13 protein-coding genes are annotated in these 14,840 nt (G+C 68.9%); 6 read left to right on the top strand and 7 right to left on the bottom strand.

The window, feature by feature from the left end; translation table 11 throughout:
* Positions 1-135 precede the first annotated feature (135 nt).
* Both ACYQ78_RS05950 and ACYQ78_RS05945 read right to left on the bottom strand, forming a co-directional pair.
* On the bottom strand, positions 136-459 hold the full coding sequence (locus ACYQ78_RS05950; protein WP_459799651.1) for a winged helix-turn-helix domain-containing protein: 324 nt from the start codon (positions 457-459) through the stop codon (positions 136-138).
* On the bottom strand, positions 456-881 hold the full coding sequence (locus tag ACYQ78_RS05945; protein WP_459799650.1) for a hypothetical protein: 426 nt from the start codon (positions 879-881) through the stop codon (positions 456-458). The genes ACYQ78_RS05950 and ACYQ78_RS05945 overlap by 4 nt, the downstream gene beginning before the upstream one ends.
* A gap of 307 nt (positions 882-1,188) precedes the next feature.
* Here ACYQ78_RS05945 and ACYQ78_RS05940 point away from each other — a divergent pair, with 307 nt between their 5' ends.
* Both ACYQ78_RS05940 and recD2 read left to right on the top strand, forming a co-directional pair.
* Positions 1,189-3,117, top strand: coding sequence for a fibronectin type III domain-containing protein (locus ACYQ78_RS05940; RefSeq protein ID WP_459799649.1), 1,929 nt, complete (start codon positions 1,189-1,191; stop codon positions 3,115-3,117).
* Positions 3,118-3,153: 36 nt separating this feature from the next.
* The gene (gene recD2, locus ACYQ78_RS05935) at positions 3,154-5,265 is read left to right on the top strand and encodes an SF1B family DNA helicase RecD2 (protein ID WP_459799648.1); all 2,112 of its coding nucleotides are present in this window, start codon (positions 3,154-3,156) and stop codon (positions 5,263-5,265) included.
* Between the two features lie 35 nt (positions 5,266-5,300).
* Here the strand turns inward: recD2 and ACYQ78_RS05930 are convergent, their stop codons facing one another.
* Positions 5,301-6,788, bottom strand: a complete 1,488-nt coding sequence (locus ACYQ78_RS05930) for a hypothetical protein (RefSeq protein WP_459799647.1) — start codon at positions 6,786-6,788, stop codon at positions 5,301-5,303.
* Between the two features lie 176 nt (positions 6,789-6,964).
* On the opposite strand from ACYQ78_RS05930, the gene ACYQ78_RS05925 reads away from it, so the two are divergent.
* A complete protein-coding gene (locus tag ACYQ78_RS05925) occupies positions 6,965-7,585 on the top strand; it encodes a TetR/AcrR family transcriptional regulator (protein ID WP_459799646.1) in 621 nt (206 codons plus the stop codon).
* Here ACYQ78_RS05925 and ACYQ78_RS05920 read toward each other — a convergent pair.
* Both ACYQ78_RS05920 and ACYQ78_RS05915 read right to left on the bottom strand, forming a co-directional pair.
* Positions 7,564-8,424 (bottom strand): aldo/keto reductase, encoded by an 861-nt coding sequence (locus tag ACYQ78_RS05920; RefSeq protein WP_459799758.1) that lies wholly within the window; start codon positions 8,422-8,424, stop codon positions 7,564-7,566. The genes ACYQ78_RS05925 and ACYQ78_RS05920 overlap by 22 nt on opposite strands.
* The gene (locus tag ACYQ78_RS05915; protein ID WP_459799645.1) at positions 8,367-8,714 is read right to left on the bottom strand and encodes an MmcQ/YjbR family DNA-binding protein; all 348 of its coding nucleotides are present in this window, start codon (positions 8,712-8,714) and stop codon (positions 8,367-8,369) included. The genes ACYQ78_RS05920 and ACYQ78_RS05915 overlap by 58 nt, the downstream gene beginning before the upstream one ends.
* A 166-nt stretch (positions 8,715-8,880) precedes the next feature.
* Between ACYQ78_RS05915 and ACYQ78_RS05910 the strand changes: the two genes are divergently transcribed.
* The 3 genes from ACYQ78_RS05910 to ACYQ78_RS05900 all read left to right on the top strand — a co-directional run bounded on the left by ACYQ78_RS05910 (position 8,881) and on the right by ACYQ78_RS05900 (position 11,596).
* On the top strand, positions 8,881-9,630 hold the full coding sequence (locus tag ACYQ78_RS05910; RefSeq protein ID WP_459799644.1) for a lytic polysaccharide monooxygenase: 750 nt from the start codon (positions 8,881-8,883) through the stop codon (positions 9,628-9,630).
* Between the two features lie 77 nt (positions 9,631-9,707).
* Positions 9,708-10,238 (top strand): DUF305 domain-containing protein, encoded by a 531-nt coding sequence (locus ACYQ78_RS05905; RefSeq protein ID WP_459799643.1) that lies wholly within the window; start codon positions 9,708-9,710, stop codon positions 10,236-10,238.
* A gap of 35 nt (positions 10,239-10,273) precedes the next feature.
* Positions 10,274-11,596 (top strand): phytase, encoded by a 1,323-nt coding sequence (locus ACYQ78_RS05900; protein WP_459799642.1) that lies wholly within the window; start codon positions 10,274-10,276, stop codon positions 11,594-11,596.
* Between the two features lie 43 nt (positions 11,597-11,639).
* Here the strand turns inward: ACYQ78_RS05900 and ACYQ78_RS05895 are convergent, their stop codons facing one another.
* Together ACYQ78_RS05895 and ACYQ78_RS05890 are read right to left on the bottom strand one after the other, a co-directional pair.
* Positions 11,640-14,138, bottom strand: a complete 2,499-nt coding sequence (locus ACYQ78_RS05895) for a GmrSD restriction endonuclease domain-containing protein (RefSeq protein ID WP_459799641.1) — start codon at positions 14,136-14,138, stop codon at positions 11,640-11,642.
* A gap of 83 nt (positions 14,139-14,221) precedes the next feature.
* On the bottom strand, positions 14,222-14,839 hold the full coding sequence (locus ACYQ78_RS05890) for a fasciclin domain-containing protein (protein WP_459799640.1): 618 nt from the start codon (positions 14,837-14,839) through the stop codon (positions 14,222-14,224).
* Position 14,840: the final 1 nt, after the last annotated feature.

Here is a 14,840-nt window from a genome sequence, read left to right as displayed (position 1 = left end):
CGGGGGGCGCGATGTTGTTATATCTCTTGACGAGATCCCTTACCACGACAGCATCGTTCACAGCGCTCAGGCTAATCGCGGTGCTCCAGGCGATCACAGCCGCCGGAATGGGGGTTAGGGGTGCCCCGGGCAGGCTTACGGGTTTCCGAGGATGCGGCGCAGAACGTCCATGTAGTTGGTGAACGCGGCGCGGCCCTGGTCGGTCAGCGACAGCCAGGTGCGGGGGCGTTTGCCCTCGTAACCCTTGGTGGCGTTGACGTAACCCGCCTCTTCGAGGGCCAGCAGGTGTTTCGACAGGAGCGAGTCGCTGACCTCGATCGTCTCCTTGAGGAAGCGGAAGTCGGCCTCGTCGGCCGCCGCCAGCGCGGCCATGATCGACAGCCGGACCGGCGCGTGGATGACGTCGTCGAGGTCGAACCTCGGGTGGGTGTGCTCCTCGGGCGGCTTGGCCGTGCTCATCGCCCGCTCCGCATCCGCAGGCTGAGGTAGATCGTCGGCAGGCCACACACCACGCACAGGGCCGTCACCAGCCAGTTCGCACTCTCCACACCGGCGATTTTAAGACCGGTCGCGACGAACGCGGGGGCGATGAACGCCACCGTCGACAGGAGGCCGATCCCGGACCAGGTGTTCGCCGGTGTCCTGATCATTCCCCGCACGCCCGAGCGCGCGGGGATGACGAACAGCCAGACCATCAGAGCGAGCCAGACCACGCTCGCCACGGCGTAGGCCCAGGCGGGGCCGAGCAGCACGGCCCACCAGAACGGGCCGGCCGCCACGCCCATCGACAGGAAGACCTTCGCGTAGGCCCGGCGCGTCTTGCGCACCGTTTCTTCGACCCGCCGAACCTCGTCGAACGCCGAGCTGGCAGACAGTTCCATTACTCCTCCTCGATTCCGGTACTCAAACCATAGCGACTACTCAACCGCCGTTCAAGTTAATGGACAGAGATCCGATCTTTTCGAGTAAATCGAAGGGTTCTTTACAGAAGTTGCCAAGCTGGACCGGTCCACCAAGGCACTCTGACCTGCAAGGTCTTGCCGACCATTCATCTGGAAGTTACCAACCGGGGGCGGAATGTTGCATTCGTGTGTCGACGGCTGTCAAGATGACGCCGAGCCGTCCGATGTTACGCGGCGATAACACCGCGGCGCTCACGTTCTTTCAGCCTGACCGAAGGAGTCCAACGTGGCCGTCTCCCGCCGGGGGTTCATGACCTCCGCCGTAACCGGCTCCGCCCTCGCCGCGGTGTCCTCGACCGGTGTGCTGTCCGCGCTCTCCAGCCCGGCACACGCGGCGAGCCCGCCCGGCGACGTGGTGGGCAAGATCACCGTCGGCTACCAGGGCTGGTTCGCCTGCCGTGGCGACGGGTCCCCCATCGACCGCTGGTGGCACTGGAGCGGACAGGACAACACCGTGCCGCCCTCGCCGTCGAACAACACGATCGTGTCGTGGCCGGACAACCGCGACTACACCCGCACCTACCCCACGCTCTACCAGAACCTCGGCAACGGCCAGACCGCCAACCTGTTCTCGTCGTGGGACCAGCAGACCATCGACACCCACTTCCGGTGGATGCGCGACTACAACTGCGACACCGCGGCCCTGCAGCGCTTCAACCCGAACGGCGCCGAAGGCCCGATCCGCGACGCCATCACCGCCAAGGTGCGGCAGGCCGCCGAGGCCTACGGCCGCAAGTTCTACATCATGTACGACGTCACCAGCTGGACCAACTTCCAGTCGGAGATCAAGACCGACTGGACGTCGAAGATGTCGGCGTACACCTCCAGCCCGATGTACGCCAAGCAGAACGGCAAGCCCGTCGTCTGCATCTGGGGCTTCGGCTTCAACGACCCCGGCCGCCCGTTCACCCCGGCGCAGTGCCTCGACGTCGTCAACTGGTTCAAGGCCCAGGGCTGCTACGTCATCGGCGGCGTGCCGACCTACTGGCGGCAGGGCATCAACGACTCGCGCGCCGGGTTCTCCGGCGTCTACCACGCCTTCAACATGATCTCGCCGTGGATGGTCGGCCGCACCGGCTCGATCTCCGGCCTCGACAGCTTCTACACCAACCTCGTCGTGCCCGACGTCGCCGACTGCAACGCCAGCGGCATCGACTACCAGCCCTGCGTCATGCCGGGAGATCTCCAGTCGCGGGCCCGCTCGCACGGCGACTTCATGTGGCGCATGTTCTACAACACCATCCGCGCCGGATCGCACGGCATCTACATCTCCATGTTCGACGAGTACAACGAGGGCAACCAGATCGCCAAGACCGCCGAGACCCAGGCCTGGGTTCCGGCCGGATCGGGCATCCTCGCGCTCGACGAAGACGGCACCTTCTGCTCCAGCGACTACTATCTGCGCCTCACCGGCGACGGCGGACGCATGCTCAAGGGCCAGATCCCGCTCACCGCGACCCGGCCGACCCAGCCGGTGGTGTCGGGCGACACCCAGGCGCCGTCGGTGCCGGGCAACCTGGTGGTGACCGCCCGCACGGCGACCTCGGTCACCCTGTCGTGGACGGCGTCGACCGACAACGTGGGCGTGGCGTCGTACACGATCAACAGAGGAGGTACGGCGGCCGGTTCGACGGCGGCGACGAACTTCACCGTGACCGGGCTGACCCCCAACACCGCCTACACCTTCACCGTCCAGGCACGCGACGCGGCCGGGAACACCTCCGGCGCGTCGAACCAGGTCTCGGCGACCACCCTCGCGCAGACCACCGCGTTCGTGGCGCTGCGGGCCCGGGTGAACAGCAGGTTCGTCACCGCCAACGCGGGTCAGGCGCTGATCGCGAACGCCACGACGGCCGGCACCGCCCAGCAGTTCGAGCGCGTCAACCTGGCGAACGGCCAGATCGCGCTGCGGGCCCGCTCCAACAACCAGTACGTCTGCGCCGACAACGCGGGCGCCGCGCCGCTCATCGCCAACCGGGCCTCGGTCGGCCCCTGGGAGACCTTCACGCTGGTGACCAACCCGAACGGCTCGGTCAGCCTCCGCGCCCAGGCCAACAACCAATATGTGTGCGCCGAGAACAACGGCGCCGCCGCGCTGATCGCCAACCGGGCGGCCATCGGCGGATGGGAGCAGTTCGACATCGTGCCCGTCTAATCGGAACTGTCGCCCGGGGCTCCTAGAGTTGCGCCCGTGGAGGCGACGGTCGAGCGGCTGGTGTTCGTCCGTGACGACGAATACACGGTCGCGCGGATGAGCGACGGCGGCGGCGGTTTCGTCGCCGCCGGTCGCGCGCTGGCGGGGGTGCAGCCCGGCGAGACGCTCCGGCTGATCGGAGCGTGGTCGGAACATCCCCGTCATGGGCGCAGGTTCGCGGTCGAGGCGTGCGAGCGGGTGACCCCGGCGACGATCCCGGCGATCCAGGCATATCTGGGGTCGGGGCTGATCCGGGGCATCGGCCCGAGGCTGGCGGCGGCGATCGTCGGGCACTTCGGCGCGGACACCCTGACCGTGATCGACGCCGAGCCCGACCGGCTGACCGAGGTGATCAACATCGGCCCGCAGCGGCGGGCCCAGATCGTCGAGGCCTGGCTGGACCAGAAAGCGGTCGCCGCCCTCATGGTGACGTTGCAGGGCTTCGGCGTCTCCCCGTTGCTCGCCGCCAAGATCTATCAGGCGTTCGGGAGCGACGCGGAAGAGGTCGTCACCACCGATCCCTACCGGCTGATCGGCCGCGTGCGCGGCATCGGCTTCGGCATCGCCGACCGCATCGCGCTCAAGTCCGGCGTGCCCGAACGCAGCCCGCAGCGCGTCAAGGCGGCGATCCTCGACCGCCTCGAATCGGCCGCCGCGCGGGGCGGCCACTGTTATCTGGCGATGCCCGCCGTGCTGGCCCAGACCGCCGAGCTGATCGAGCAGGATCCCGAGCTGGTGCGGTCGATGGTCGACGTCCTCACCGCCGAACGCCGCGTGGTCGTCGAGGCCGGGGAACAGCCCGGCAGGGTCATCGTGTACGAAAAGGAGCTGCACAGCCGCGAGGTCGCGCTCGCCGGGCACCTCCAGCGCCTGATGTCGGCCCGTTCGGGCATGCCGATGCGCCACTACGACGAAGACGCCTCGCTCCACGACGACCAGCGGGCGGCGGTGACCCTGGCGCTGACCTGCCCGGTCACCGTGCTGACCGGCGGTCCCGGCTGCGGCAAGAGCCACACGGTCCGGTCGATCGCCCGCGCGGTCCGCGCCATGGGCGGCACCGTGACGCTGGCCGCGCCGACCGGGAAGGCGGCCAAGCGCCTGTCAGAACTGACCGGCCTGCCGGCGATGACCGTCCACCGCCTGCTGATGGCCCCCGACGACGACGGCACGACCCTGTTCGCCGAGGCCCCCGCGAAGGCCGACCTGGTCGTGGTCGACGAGGCGTCGATGCTCGACCTCCACCTGGCCGTGCGGCTGACCGCCGCGATCCCCGACGGCGGCCACCTGCTCCTCGTCGGCGACACCGACCAGCTCCCCTCAATCGGGCCGGGCAACGTGCTGGGCGACGTGCTGAAGGTCCCCGAGGTGCCCCGGGTGCGGCTGACGAAGGTGTTCCGGCAGGCCGAAGGCAGCGGGATCGTCCGGGCGGCCCACCTCATCCGATCCGGCGACCTGCCCGATCTGCCCGGGGGCGGCGGGTTCTGGTTCGAGGAGGTCGGCGACCCCGAACTGGTCGCCGACCGGGTCGTGCAGCTCGCGACCGAGGGCATTCCGCGCAAGCAGGGCGTGCCGCCCGACCAGGTGCAGGTGCTCTGCCCGATGCGGCGCGGCGTGACCGGCACGGTCGAGATCGGCCGGATGCTGCAGGAACGCCGCAACCCCGCGCGGGAGGGGGTGGCCGAGTTCTGGTCGGGGCCCGAGGTGTTCCGGGTCGGCGACCGGGTCATGCCGGTACGCAACAACTACGACAAGGGCGTCTTCAACGGCGAGACCGCCACGATCACCGCGATCGACCTGCCCGGCCGCACCGCCTCCCTCCGGGTCGACGACGGCCGCGAGGTCGACTACGGCTTCGACGAACTCGACGACCTCACCCACGCCTACGCGATCAGCGTGCACCGGGCCCAGGGCAGCGAATATCCGTTCGTGGTGGCACCGCTGGTGGCCGAGTCGGGCGGCATCATGCTGCGGCGACGCCTGCTCTACACCCTGGTGACCAGGGCCCGGTCATGGGTCGTACTGGTCGGCCACCGCGAGGCCCTGGAACAGGCGGTCCACCAGCTGGGCGTGGCACGCAACACGGGCCTGGCCAGGCGACTGAACGCGTGAACGGGCACCGGCGCTCGGAGTGGCCGGGCACCGCCTCAATCAGGATTCGCCGTCACCCTGTTGCCCGTGGCGGATGAGCGGGCGTGGACGCGGGTGCCGATCGGCTCGCCCGTGGTCAGCAGGCCGGGGTCGGCGGTGGCGACGAAACGGCGGCCGTCGTCGAGGCGGGCGACGACCATGCCGGTCCGGCGGCCGTCGCGGCTGTGTCTGATCGTGTACGTCTCGATGGTGGCCTCGCCGTTCGCCTCCGAGACGGTCTCCACCTTCGGCCAGGCGTCGACCTGACTCTGGAGGTCTGACTGCTCGCGCCAGGGGGCGGGGGTGGTGGCGTACAGGCCGACCGAATATTTGCTCAAGAGGCCGCCGTTGGCGCCGACGAGAACCAGGGCGCCGGGGTGGGCGCGGCAGTAGGTCACGGTCTCGGCGATGGCGTGGAGCGAGTAGTCGTTGCCGGGGCCGCCGAAGAACGGGAGGCCGCCGGTCAGCGTGAGGGGGCAGGTCAGCGGGATCGCGTCGATGACGTTGGAGACGGCGATCGGGAAGCAGCTGTAGAGGTCGGCGGCGGCGACGTCGCCGGGGGTGGCGCCCGCCTGTTCAAGGGCGTCGGTGATCGCCAGGACCGCGGCGGGGCCGCGGCCGAGGTCGGGGCGGGCGAGGATGTCCTGTTCGCGGATGTCGGCGTGGCCCTGGAGATAGACCCACTGGTCTTCGGGGATGCCGAGACTCCGGGCCTTCCCGCTCGACATGAGCAGCACGGCGGCGGCCTGGTTCACCTTCTCCCTGGCGACCACGTAGCGCGGGTAGGGGTCGGCGATCATCCGGTTCAGGGGCGTCACCGTGACCAGCTCTTCCGCCGACCGTTCGGTGGGGGCGGCGGCATGGTGGTTGCGGGCGGCGACACGGGTGAACGGGGCGAACAGGGCACCCATGGCGAGGGCGTAGTCGTCGCGGGTCTGGCGCAGGCGGGCCCGGCGGGCGTTCTCGAAGAGGGCATATTGCGCGGTGGCGCTGGTCAGGCCGTGACGGGCGAGTTCGAGGTCGATCAGTCCGTCGAGACCGTGACCTCGATCTTCCAGGCTTCCCGGTACGTGTTCCGTGAAGTCGGGCCTGTCAGGATTCTTGGCCAGATGGGCGATCGTCGAGATGGCCTCCGCGCCGACGACCAGCGCGACCTGCGACTCCCCCGCCGCGATCGCCGCCGCCAGTTCCGTGACGAGGCGCTGCGGCGACTGGCCGCCCGTGACGTCGAGGATCGCCCGCCCCGGGTCGGCGCCGATGCGGGCCGCGACCGAGCGGGGCACGTTGTCCGACCGGCCCAGCGGGGCGACCGCCTGCGGGGTGGAGGTCTCGAACTGGCGGACCACCGCGATGGTGTCGATCGCACGGGGGTCGAGGTCGGTGATCGCCAGGGCGGCCGCCGCTGCGGCCAGGTCGACCGGGGAAAGGCCCTGGTAGGCGGGGTCGCCGATGCGTTCGGAGACCTGTGCGGCCCCGACGAGGACAGGCGTGCGGGGATCGAGCATCGGTTTCCACGCTAGCAGCCGACGCCTGACGTCACACGTGACCAGCGGAATCGTCAAGTTGACTGAAACGCCGTTCATCTCACCGCCCGGACCCCTCGGCGCTGGCCGCCCGGGAAGGCCGGTTCTGCCGGACTTTCCGGAGTTAACCTGCTGACCTTGTGAGCAGCGACCCCGGTATGCCCATTCCGGGACCCGGCCGTCCGCGCGACGCCGAGGTCGACCGGAAGGCCCTCAGAGCCGCTCTGGCCCTGTACGCCGAACTGGGCTGGGCGAAGTTCACGCTCGACGCGGTCGCCCGCCGGGCGGGGATCGGCAAGGCCGCGCTCTACCGTCGCTGGCCCAGCCGGGAGCGGCTCATCGCCGACGCCATCGACTCGGCGCTGGTCGGGCCGTCGTTCGACATCGACACGGGCACGCTGCGCCAGGATCTGCGGGAGCTCACCGGGGCGATGATGGCCCACTACCTCGGGCCCTACGGCCTGGCGGGGCTGCGGCTGATCGTCGAGGCGAAGGCCTATCCCGAGCTGTTCTCCCCCGTGACGGGGGTGATCCGGCGGTCGCGGGTGCTGGAGGCGCGGGCGATCATCCGGCGGGCCATCGCCCGGGGTGAACTGGGTGCCAACGCCTCACCCACGCTGATCCTCGACACCCTGCTCGGGGCCGTGCTGCAGCACGTCATGGCGACGCCGGAGGAGCTCCGCGAGGAGATGCGGACGCAGGCGTCGGCCTACGCCGACCGGCTGATCGAGTTCGTGATGACGGCGGCGATCGCGCTCTATCCCCCACCGGCCGACTGAAGCCGATCGTACTGTTCATCGCCGAGTTCCACCTCGGCGGCGGCCAGGTTCTCCACCAGGTGCGCCTCCGAACTCGTGCCGGGGATGGGCAGCATGTTGGACGCGCGCCGCAGCAACCACGCCAGCGACACCTGCGCCGGCGTCGCGCCGAGCTCCCCGGCGACCTCCCTCACCACGGGGTTCGAGGCGGCGACGGGATAGAACGGAACGAACGCGATGCCCAGTTTCGTGGTGCGATCGAGCACCGCCTCATGGGCACGGTCTCCCACGTTGTACGCGTTCTGCACCGCCGCGATGCCGGTGACGCGCAGCGCGGCGTCGAGCTGCGCGACGCTCACCTCGGACAGCCCGATGGCCCCGATCTTTCCCGCCTCGCGTAACTCGACCAGCGCGCCGAGCTGGTCTTCCAGCGCCACCAGCGGATCGATGCGGTGCAGGTAGAAGAGCGGGATGTGATCGACGCGCAGCCTCCGCAGGCTGAGCTCCGCCTGCTGCTTCAGATAGGCGGGATGCCCGACCGGCACCCACTCGTGGGGGGACGGACGGGTCTCCCCGGCCTTGGTCGCGATCAGCAGCCCGTCGGGATAGGGGTGCAGCGCCTCGGCGATGAGGGCCTCGTTGTCTCCGAGCGCGTAGACGTCGGCGGTGTCGATGAGCGGCACCCCGAGTTCCGCCACCCTCCTGAGCAGCCGGACGGCCGCCGGACGGTCGGCGGGGCCGTACCAGATGTTCGGATCGGCGAGCCGCATCGCGCCGAAGCCGATCGCGCCGGTCGGAATCGTCATGACAGTTCTCCCAGGTGTTCGCGCACGACTTTCTTGGGGACGCACATCCGCCAGGCGTCGACGACCAGTTCGGCCATCTGCTCCGGATCGAGCGTGTCGAGGCGGCACTCCACCCACTGGTAGCGCATGTCGACCGGGCCCGGCAGGAAGAAGGTCTCGGGCTGGGCGGCGACCAGGGCCGCACGCTCCTCCTTCGGGTAGCCGAAGCCCATCGTGGTCTCGTCGCGGGAGAACGCGACGTAGACGATGCGGCCCACCCGGAACTTGACCCGGTCGCGGATCAGGTGCTCGGTCGTGCGCGGCAGGGGTAGCGCGACCCGGCGTACGTCGTCGACGTCGACCATCGAAATCCTCCTTGAACGCGACCGTCTCGATCACCGTATCTGGGTGTACCGACAACTAAATGACGGTGTTGACCAACGCCCTGACAGGAGGCCCCTTACACCATTTACTCTTAGGAAACTTTCTTTTACATTGCTCGGAAGCCCCCCAGGAAAAGGAGAGCTTCGCATGAAGAAAACGATCTTGTCGATCGTCACGACGCTTGCCGCCGTGGCCTCGACTCTGGTCGTCCTCAGCGCCCCCGCCAACGCCCACGGTTACATCTCCTCGCCGCCCAGCCGGCAGGCGAACTGTGCGCAGGGCCGGGTGGCCAACTGCGGCCCGATCATCTACGAGCCGCAGTCGGTCGAGGGCGCCAAGGGCCAGAAGAACTGCCACGGCGGTCTGTCTCAGTTCGCGCAACTGAGCGACGAGAGCAAGCCGTGGCCGGCCACGTCGGTCGGGCAGAACGTGACCTTCAACTGGGTCCTGACCGCCCGCCACGCGACCAGCACGTGGGAGTACTTCATCGGCAACACCCGGGTCGCCGTCTTCAACGACGGCGGACGCCAGCCGGGCGCCACGGTCTCCCACAACGTGAACCTCGGCGGCTTCTCCGGACGTCAGCGCCTGCTGGCCGTCTGGAACATCGCCGACACGCCCATGGCGTTCTACAGCTGTGTCGACCTCCAGATCGGCGGTGGCGGCGGCAACCCCAACCCGACGCCGACCCCCACGCCGACCGTCACCCCGCGTCCGCCGTCGCCCACGCCCACCGTCACTCCGCCTCCGGCGGGTGGCACCTGGCGTGCCGGTGTCTCGTACGCGACCGGTTCCACCGTGACCTACGGCGGCGCCACCTACCGCTGTCTCCAGGCGCACACCTCGCTCACGGGCTGGGAGCCGCCGAACGTGCCCGCACTCTGGGCGCGCGTGTAACACCGAGCTGAACCCGAAGACCGCCGGCACGGCGCAGTCCGCGCGCCGTGCCGGCTTTGATCAACGATGAGGGATAGATGAAGCGTCTGGCAATCGTCCTGGCCCTAGTGGCCGGATGTTCCGCGGCTCCGCCGCCGCCGTCGTTCAACGCGGCCGACGTGATGTTCCTGCAGATGATGATCCCCCATCACGAGCAGGGCATCGAGATGGCGAAGATAGCCGAGGAGCGCTCAAGCCGCCCCGAGGTGAAGGCCCTGGCCTCGGCGATCCGCGCCACCCAGTCGGACGAGGCGAAGACCATGACCACCCGCCTGACCAGGTGGGAACAGCCGATGGACGCCGCCCCCGGCTCCCACGACGCCCACGGCGGCCTGCACGACACCCGCCCGTCGGACATCCTGTCGCTCAGGGACGTCCCGGCCGACCAGTTCGACACGAACTTCCTGAACCTGCTCACCGGCCACCAGCACAACGCCGTCGACATGGCCCGCACCGAGGTGAAGACCGGCCAGGACACCTCGACGAAGGATCTGGCCAAGCGCATCGAGGAATCGCGCAACGCCCAGATCAAGGAGATGCTCCGGCTCCTGTCGGCACCACAGCGTTAACCCGCCCGACAGATTGGTCGGGCACGCTCACACGCGTGAAAAGCACCCCCAGAGCCGCGCTGGCGCTCGGCGTCCTCGCCACCGTCCTGCTCTCCGCCGCCCCCGCCTCGGCCGAGGGCCCCAAGGTCGTCACGACCGACAACGAGACCCCCGTCCTGTACGACGACGACAAGGGCGGCAACGCGTCCGGCGACGACCCCGCGATCTGGGTGCACCCCCGTGACTCCCGCAAGTCGATCGTGATCGTGACGGCCAAAGAGGGCGGCCTGCGGGTGTACGACCTCACGTCCCGCGAGCTGCAGTCGCTCAAGGCGACCAAGGCACCCCGCAAGGACGCGGTCGACGGCCGCTACAACAACGTCGACATCGCCTACGGCGTGCGGCTGGAAGGCCGGAAGGTCGACGTGGCCGTCGTCTCCGACCGCTACAACGACCAGATCCGCTTCTTCGCCATCGACCCGTCGGGTTCCTCGGCGCGCAAGCCGCTGCGCGAGGTGACCGCACGCGACCAGAAGTTCCTCTTCAGCAAGGACCGCGACGAGGCCGACGAGGAGCACACCGCCTACGGCCTGGCCGTCTACCAGCCCAAGCCCGGCGTGTCCTACGCCGTCGTGACCCAGGAGGGCGCGACCACCATCGCGACCGCCCGGATCGTCGAGAAGAACGGCAAACTGGGCTACAGCGACATCAGGCGGAAGACCATGCCGGCCCGCTTCCCGCTTCCCGACGGGTCGATCTGGAAGCCGTGCGACGAGCCCGGTGCCCTTCCGCATTTCGAGGGGCTGTCGGTCGACCAGCGCTCCGGGACCCTGTACGCGGCCCAGGAGGACATCGGCCTGTGGCGCATGCAGTTGCCGCTGGGCTCCACCGAGCCGAAGCTGATCGACAAGGTGAAGAACTTCGGCATCGAGGCGACCTACGACGAGAAGACCGAGGAGTGCACTCCCGTCGACCCGAAGGCCACCGGGTTCGGCGGCGACAACCTCACGGCCGACGCCGAGGGCGTCGACATCTACTACGCGGGCGGCTCGGCCGGGTATGTGATCGTGTCCAGCCAGGGCGACGACACGTTCACGGTCTATGACCGGCGGGGGGCGAACAAGGCGCTGGGGACGTTCCGGGTGAAGGGCGTCAAGGGCGCCGACGACATCAACGGGTCGGACGGGCTGACGGTGACGAACCGTCCGGTCGGGAAGTACACCAAGGGTCTCCTCGTCACCCACGACGAGCCGGACACGGGCTCCAACGTGAACGAGGAGCGCGACGCGACGAACTTCTCGTACGTGTCGTGGGGCGACGTGGCCCGCGCACTGAAGTTGAAGGTCGACACGGGCCGGGGCAACGGCCCGAGGTTCTGAGGTCCACATGTCAGGGGCGTGACCTACGAGGTCACGCCCCTTCTCACGAACCGTTCTCCGGCGTGATGACCGAAGTGAACCAGTCGAGCGTCGCCACGACGACGTCGAAGACCGCGGCGTCGGACAGACGCGTGATGGGGATCGACGGATAGAGGTTGAGCTTCGCCACCGGGATGTCCACACCCGGTGCGTCGTTCAGGCGGGTGCGGAGCTCCTCGCGCAGGGCCAGGTCGTCGAAGGGCGGTCGCTTCATCAGCGCGCCGAACGGGATCTCGAAGGTCTTCGCGTAGACCCTGCCGATGATGACGTCGCGATTGCCCGATTTCCTGGACAGGCCGCAGGACGCGCCGGCCGAGGTGCCGTGGATGAGGTTGCCCCCCGTTTTGACCCAGTGGTCGATGACGCGTTGCGCGGCGCCGGCCGCCTGCGGGCCGCTCGCGTCGTTGAGCTGTGCCAGCAGACGCAGCACCTCGTCGGAGGTGGGATCGAACTCGCCGACGTCGTCGACGATGTCCGCACCCGGCAGACCGACGAGCTCGGCGAGTTCACGAGCGGTCAGATGGCGCGCGGGGTCGGCCTTTCCCGCACCGTCGAGGGGAACGCCTTCGGCGGCCAGCACCTCGGTGACATCACGGGTGTCCTCAGGGTCGGGCCAGCGGAAACCCTCGGAGACCTGGCCTGATTTGGTGAGCACGCGGTGACCGTTGAGCACCGGGACACTTCCCAGGTGGACGCCGACCGGGACCGCGTGGGATCCGATGAGCTCCGCCAGGTCTGAATAGGACGTCCAGGTGCCCGGGGGCAGCGCGGCCAGGGCGCTGTGCAGGAGGGTCCAGTCGCGGGAGGCGGCGGAACCCCGGCCGGTCTCCTCCGGGCCGGGCCAGATGACGATCGCCCGGTCGGCCAGCACCTCGGCGCGGGCCCGTACTTCGGCCTCGCCCCAGGTCTCGTTGGCGGCGATCTCCTGGTTCATGACGAGACCGCTCAGCCCCAGCTGCGTGCGCTTGACCGCGAACGAGTTGTTGCTCAGTTCGGAGTTGTAGCCGCTCAGCGTGAGGTTGCCGAGTGTGTGCACCAGACTGCTGTGGACCCCTTCCGGATCCTGCGCCGCCAGTTCCGCCCGCCACGCGGGGGTCAGGGTCTGCGGGAGCACGTGCTCGATCGTGATGCGGCGGTCGGCGAGGTCGACCTTCTCCTTGCTTCCGAGGGACTCCTCGATGCGGCGCAGGACGAGTTTCTGCTGAACGGCGCGGCCCTGCCAGTAGAAGGACCGGTTTCTGATCTCCGTGCGCAGCAGCTCGTCGTCGGCCCAGTAGAGGCGTGCGGCCGACAGCTCACGGCGGACCTCTCCGGCCGGGTCGTCCGCCGTGACCGTCGCGGCGAGACGCTGGAAGATGCGGTTGAGGTTGCTCGTGGACACGGCGGCGATCAGGCGGCGTACGAGGAAGCTCTCGACGTAGCGGAGGGTCTCGACGACCTCCTCGTCCCCCACCAGGCCGTCGTCCCGGAACTCCAGCAGGCGCATGACGAGCGGGTAGGTCGTGGTGGCCTGCCACTCGTTGAGGAAACGCAGCCTGTCGGCGATCTCGCCATCGCCCTTGGGGTCGAGGATCGCGCGCAGATGGCGGGCGCGCCGGTGCAGGCCGGCCACGTAGTCCTCGATGCGCGACTCGTCTCTGCCCATGTCCTGCAGAAGACCCTGGTGGCCTCGGTAGACGGCGTTGTACTGGGCGGCGTCTCCGCGGTCGAGCACCAGGACCAGGTACATCAGCTGTTCCATGGCCTTGGCGTCGAGCAGGTCCTGGATCGGCTTCCAGTGGTCGTCGTAGACCCGCTGCCCTCGCGTGGGGAGGCACATGAAGACGTAGTTCCGGATGAGGTCGACCTGGCTCAGCCGCATGCCCGTGTTGTTGATCGATTCGAAGATGCGGAAGGCGTTGTCGTCCTTCTCCACCGTGATCTGCACCAGATTCAGCCGGTCGAGGAGCACCGACTCCACCCGCGCGACGTCGTGGGGGTCGGCGGGGTCGTCGAACTCCTCGATCACGGTCCGGAAGAACTGGTAGGCGTTCCCCACCAGACTGCCCGACCTGCCTTCCGGCACCTGATCGACGCAGGCCTTGAACGCGTCCCTGTCCGCCTGCGTGGGCAGCAGGCGGTAGCGCAGGTCACCGCTCTGGAACTTGTTGATCAGGTGGAGTTCGTTGATGCGCTCGCGGTGACCGGGATCCTCCGGGACGAGATGATCGCGCAGGGCACACAGGGCCAGCATGAGGGTGGTCAGGCGTTGCTGACCGTCGACCACGATCCACTGGGAACGGTTCGGCGCGAGATCGGGACCGGGAGCCAGCACGACCGAACCCAGGAAATGGCTGGGAGCGTCCAGCCGCTGATCGGCGAGCAGATCCACCTGCGAGCGGATGTCGGCCCAGAGCTGGCCGAGCTGCTGTCGCTCCCAGGTGTACTGGCGCTGATAGAGCGGGACCAGCAGCTGCTGGTCACCCTGGATCAGTCGGCGGAGAGTGATCTCGGTCGCTTTCACGCCCACTACTTCGTGGCGGGCACGGTCTCCGTTACGTGCCGGCGAGCGGTACCGCTCGCCGGCACGAAGGCTGCCACCGATGGCTACATCGGCATCAGGACCTTGTCGATGATGTAGACGGTCGCGTTGCCGGTCTGCACGCCGCCGCACACGATCTTGGCCTCGTTCACCGTGAAGTCCTCGCCCGCACCCGTCACCGCCAGACTCCCGCCCTGGAGCGTGGCGGGCGTCGCGCCCGGGAGGGACGAAGGAGCCAGGCGTCCGGAGACCACGTGGTAGGTGAGGATCTTGGTCAGCGTCTCCTTGTCGGCCAGGACCTTGTCGAGCTGTCCCTTCGGGATGGCGGCGAACGCGTCGTTGGTGGGCGCGAACACGGTGATGTCCTTGGCCGAGTTGAGGGTGTCGACCAGGCCGGCCTTCTTCACGGCGGTGACGAGGGTCGACAGGACCGGGTTGTTCGAGGCCGCCGTGGCCACCGGGTCGTCGGCCATGCCGGTGAAGCTGCCCTCGCCGTCGGCCGGGACGGCCGCGCAGGCCGGGCCGAACGGGGCCGCGGCCATCGGCTCGGCGGGAGCGGCGGCGGGGGTCGAGGCGGGCGCCTCGCTCGGGGCCTCCGCAGCGGTGCCCGCGGTTCCGGCTCCGCAGGCCGAGGTCGCGGCGATGGCGGCGGTGGCCATGGCGAGCAGGAACGTCTTCTTCATC

It is taken from the genome of Herbidospora sp. RD11066 (assembly GCF_054661255.1).
Note: the sequence above shows the minus strand (reverse complement) of the source record. Positions and strands in the feature narration are given on the sequence as shown.

Excerpts from the sequence above, each read along its gene's own strand:
- ACYQ78_RS05925 (WP_459799646.1), top strand. The coding sequence starts at position 6,965 with ATGCCCATTCCGGGACCCGGCCGTCCGCGCGACGCCGAGGTCGACCGG.
- ACYQ78_RS05905 (WP_459799643.1), top strand. The coding sequence starts at position 9,708 with ATGAAGCGTCTGGCAATCGTCCTGGCCCTAGTGGCCGGATGTTCCGCG.
- ACYQ78_RS05930 (WP_459799647.1), bottom strand. The coding sequence starts at position 6,788 with ATGCTCGATCCCCGCACGCCTGTCCTCGTCGGGGCCGCACAGGTCTCC.
- ACYQ78_RS05915 (WP_459799645.1), bottom strand. The coding sequence starts at position 8,714 with ATGGTCGACGTCGACGACGTACGCCGGGTCGCGCTACCCCTGCCGCGC.
- ACYQ78_RS05890 (WP_459799640.1), bottom strand. The coding sequence starts at position 14,839 with ATGAAGAAGACGTTCCTGCTCGCCATGGCCACCGCCGCCATCGCCGCG.
- ACYQ78_RS05950 (WP_459799651.1), bottom strand. The coding sequence starts at position 459 with ATGAGCACGGCCAAGCCGCCCGAGGAGCACACCCACCCGAGGTTCGAC.
- ACYQ78_RS05945 (WP_459799650.1), bottom strand. The coding sequence starts at position 881 with ATGGAACTGTCTGCCAGCTCGGCGTTCGACGAGGTTCGGCGGGTCGAA.
- ACYQ78_RS05910 (WP_459799644.1), top strand. The coding sequence starts at position 8,881 with ATGAAGAAAACGATCTTGTCGATCGTCACGACGCTTGCCGCCGTGGCC.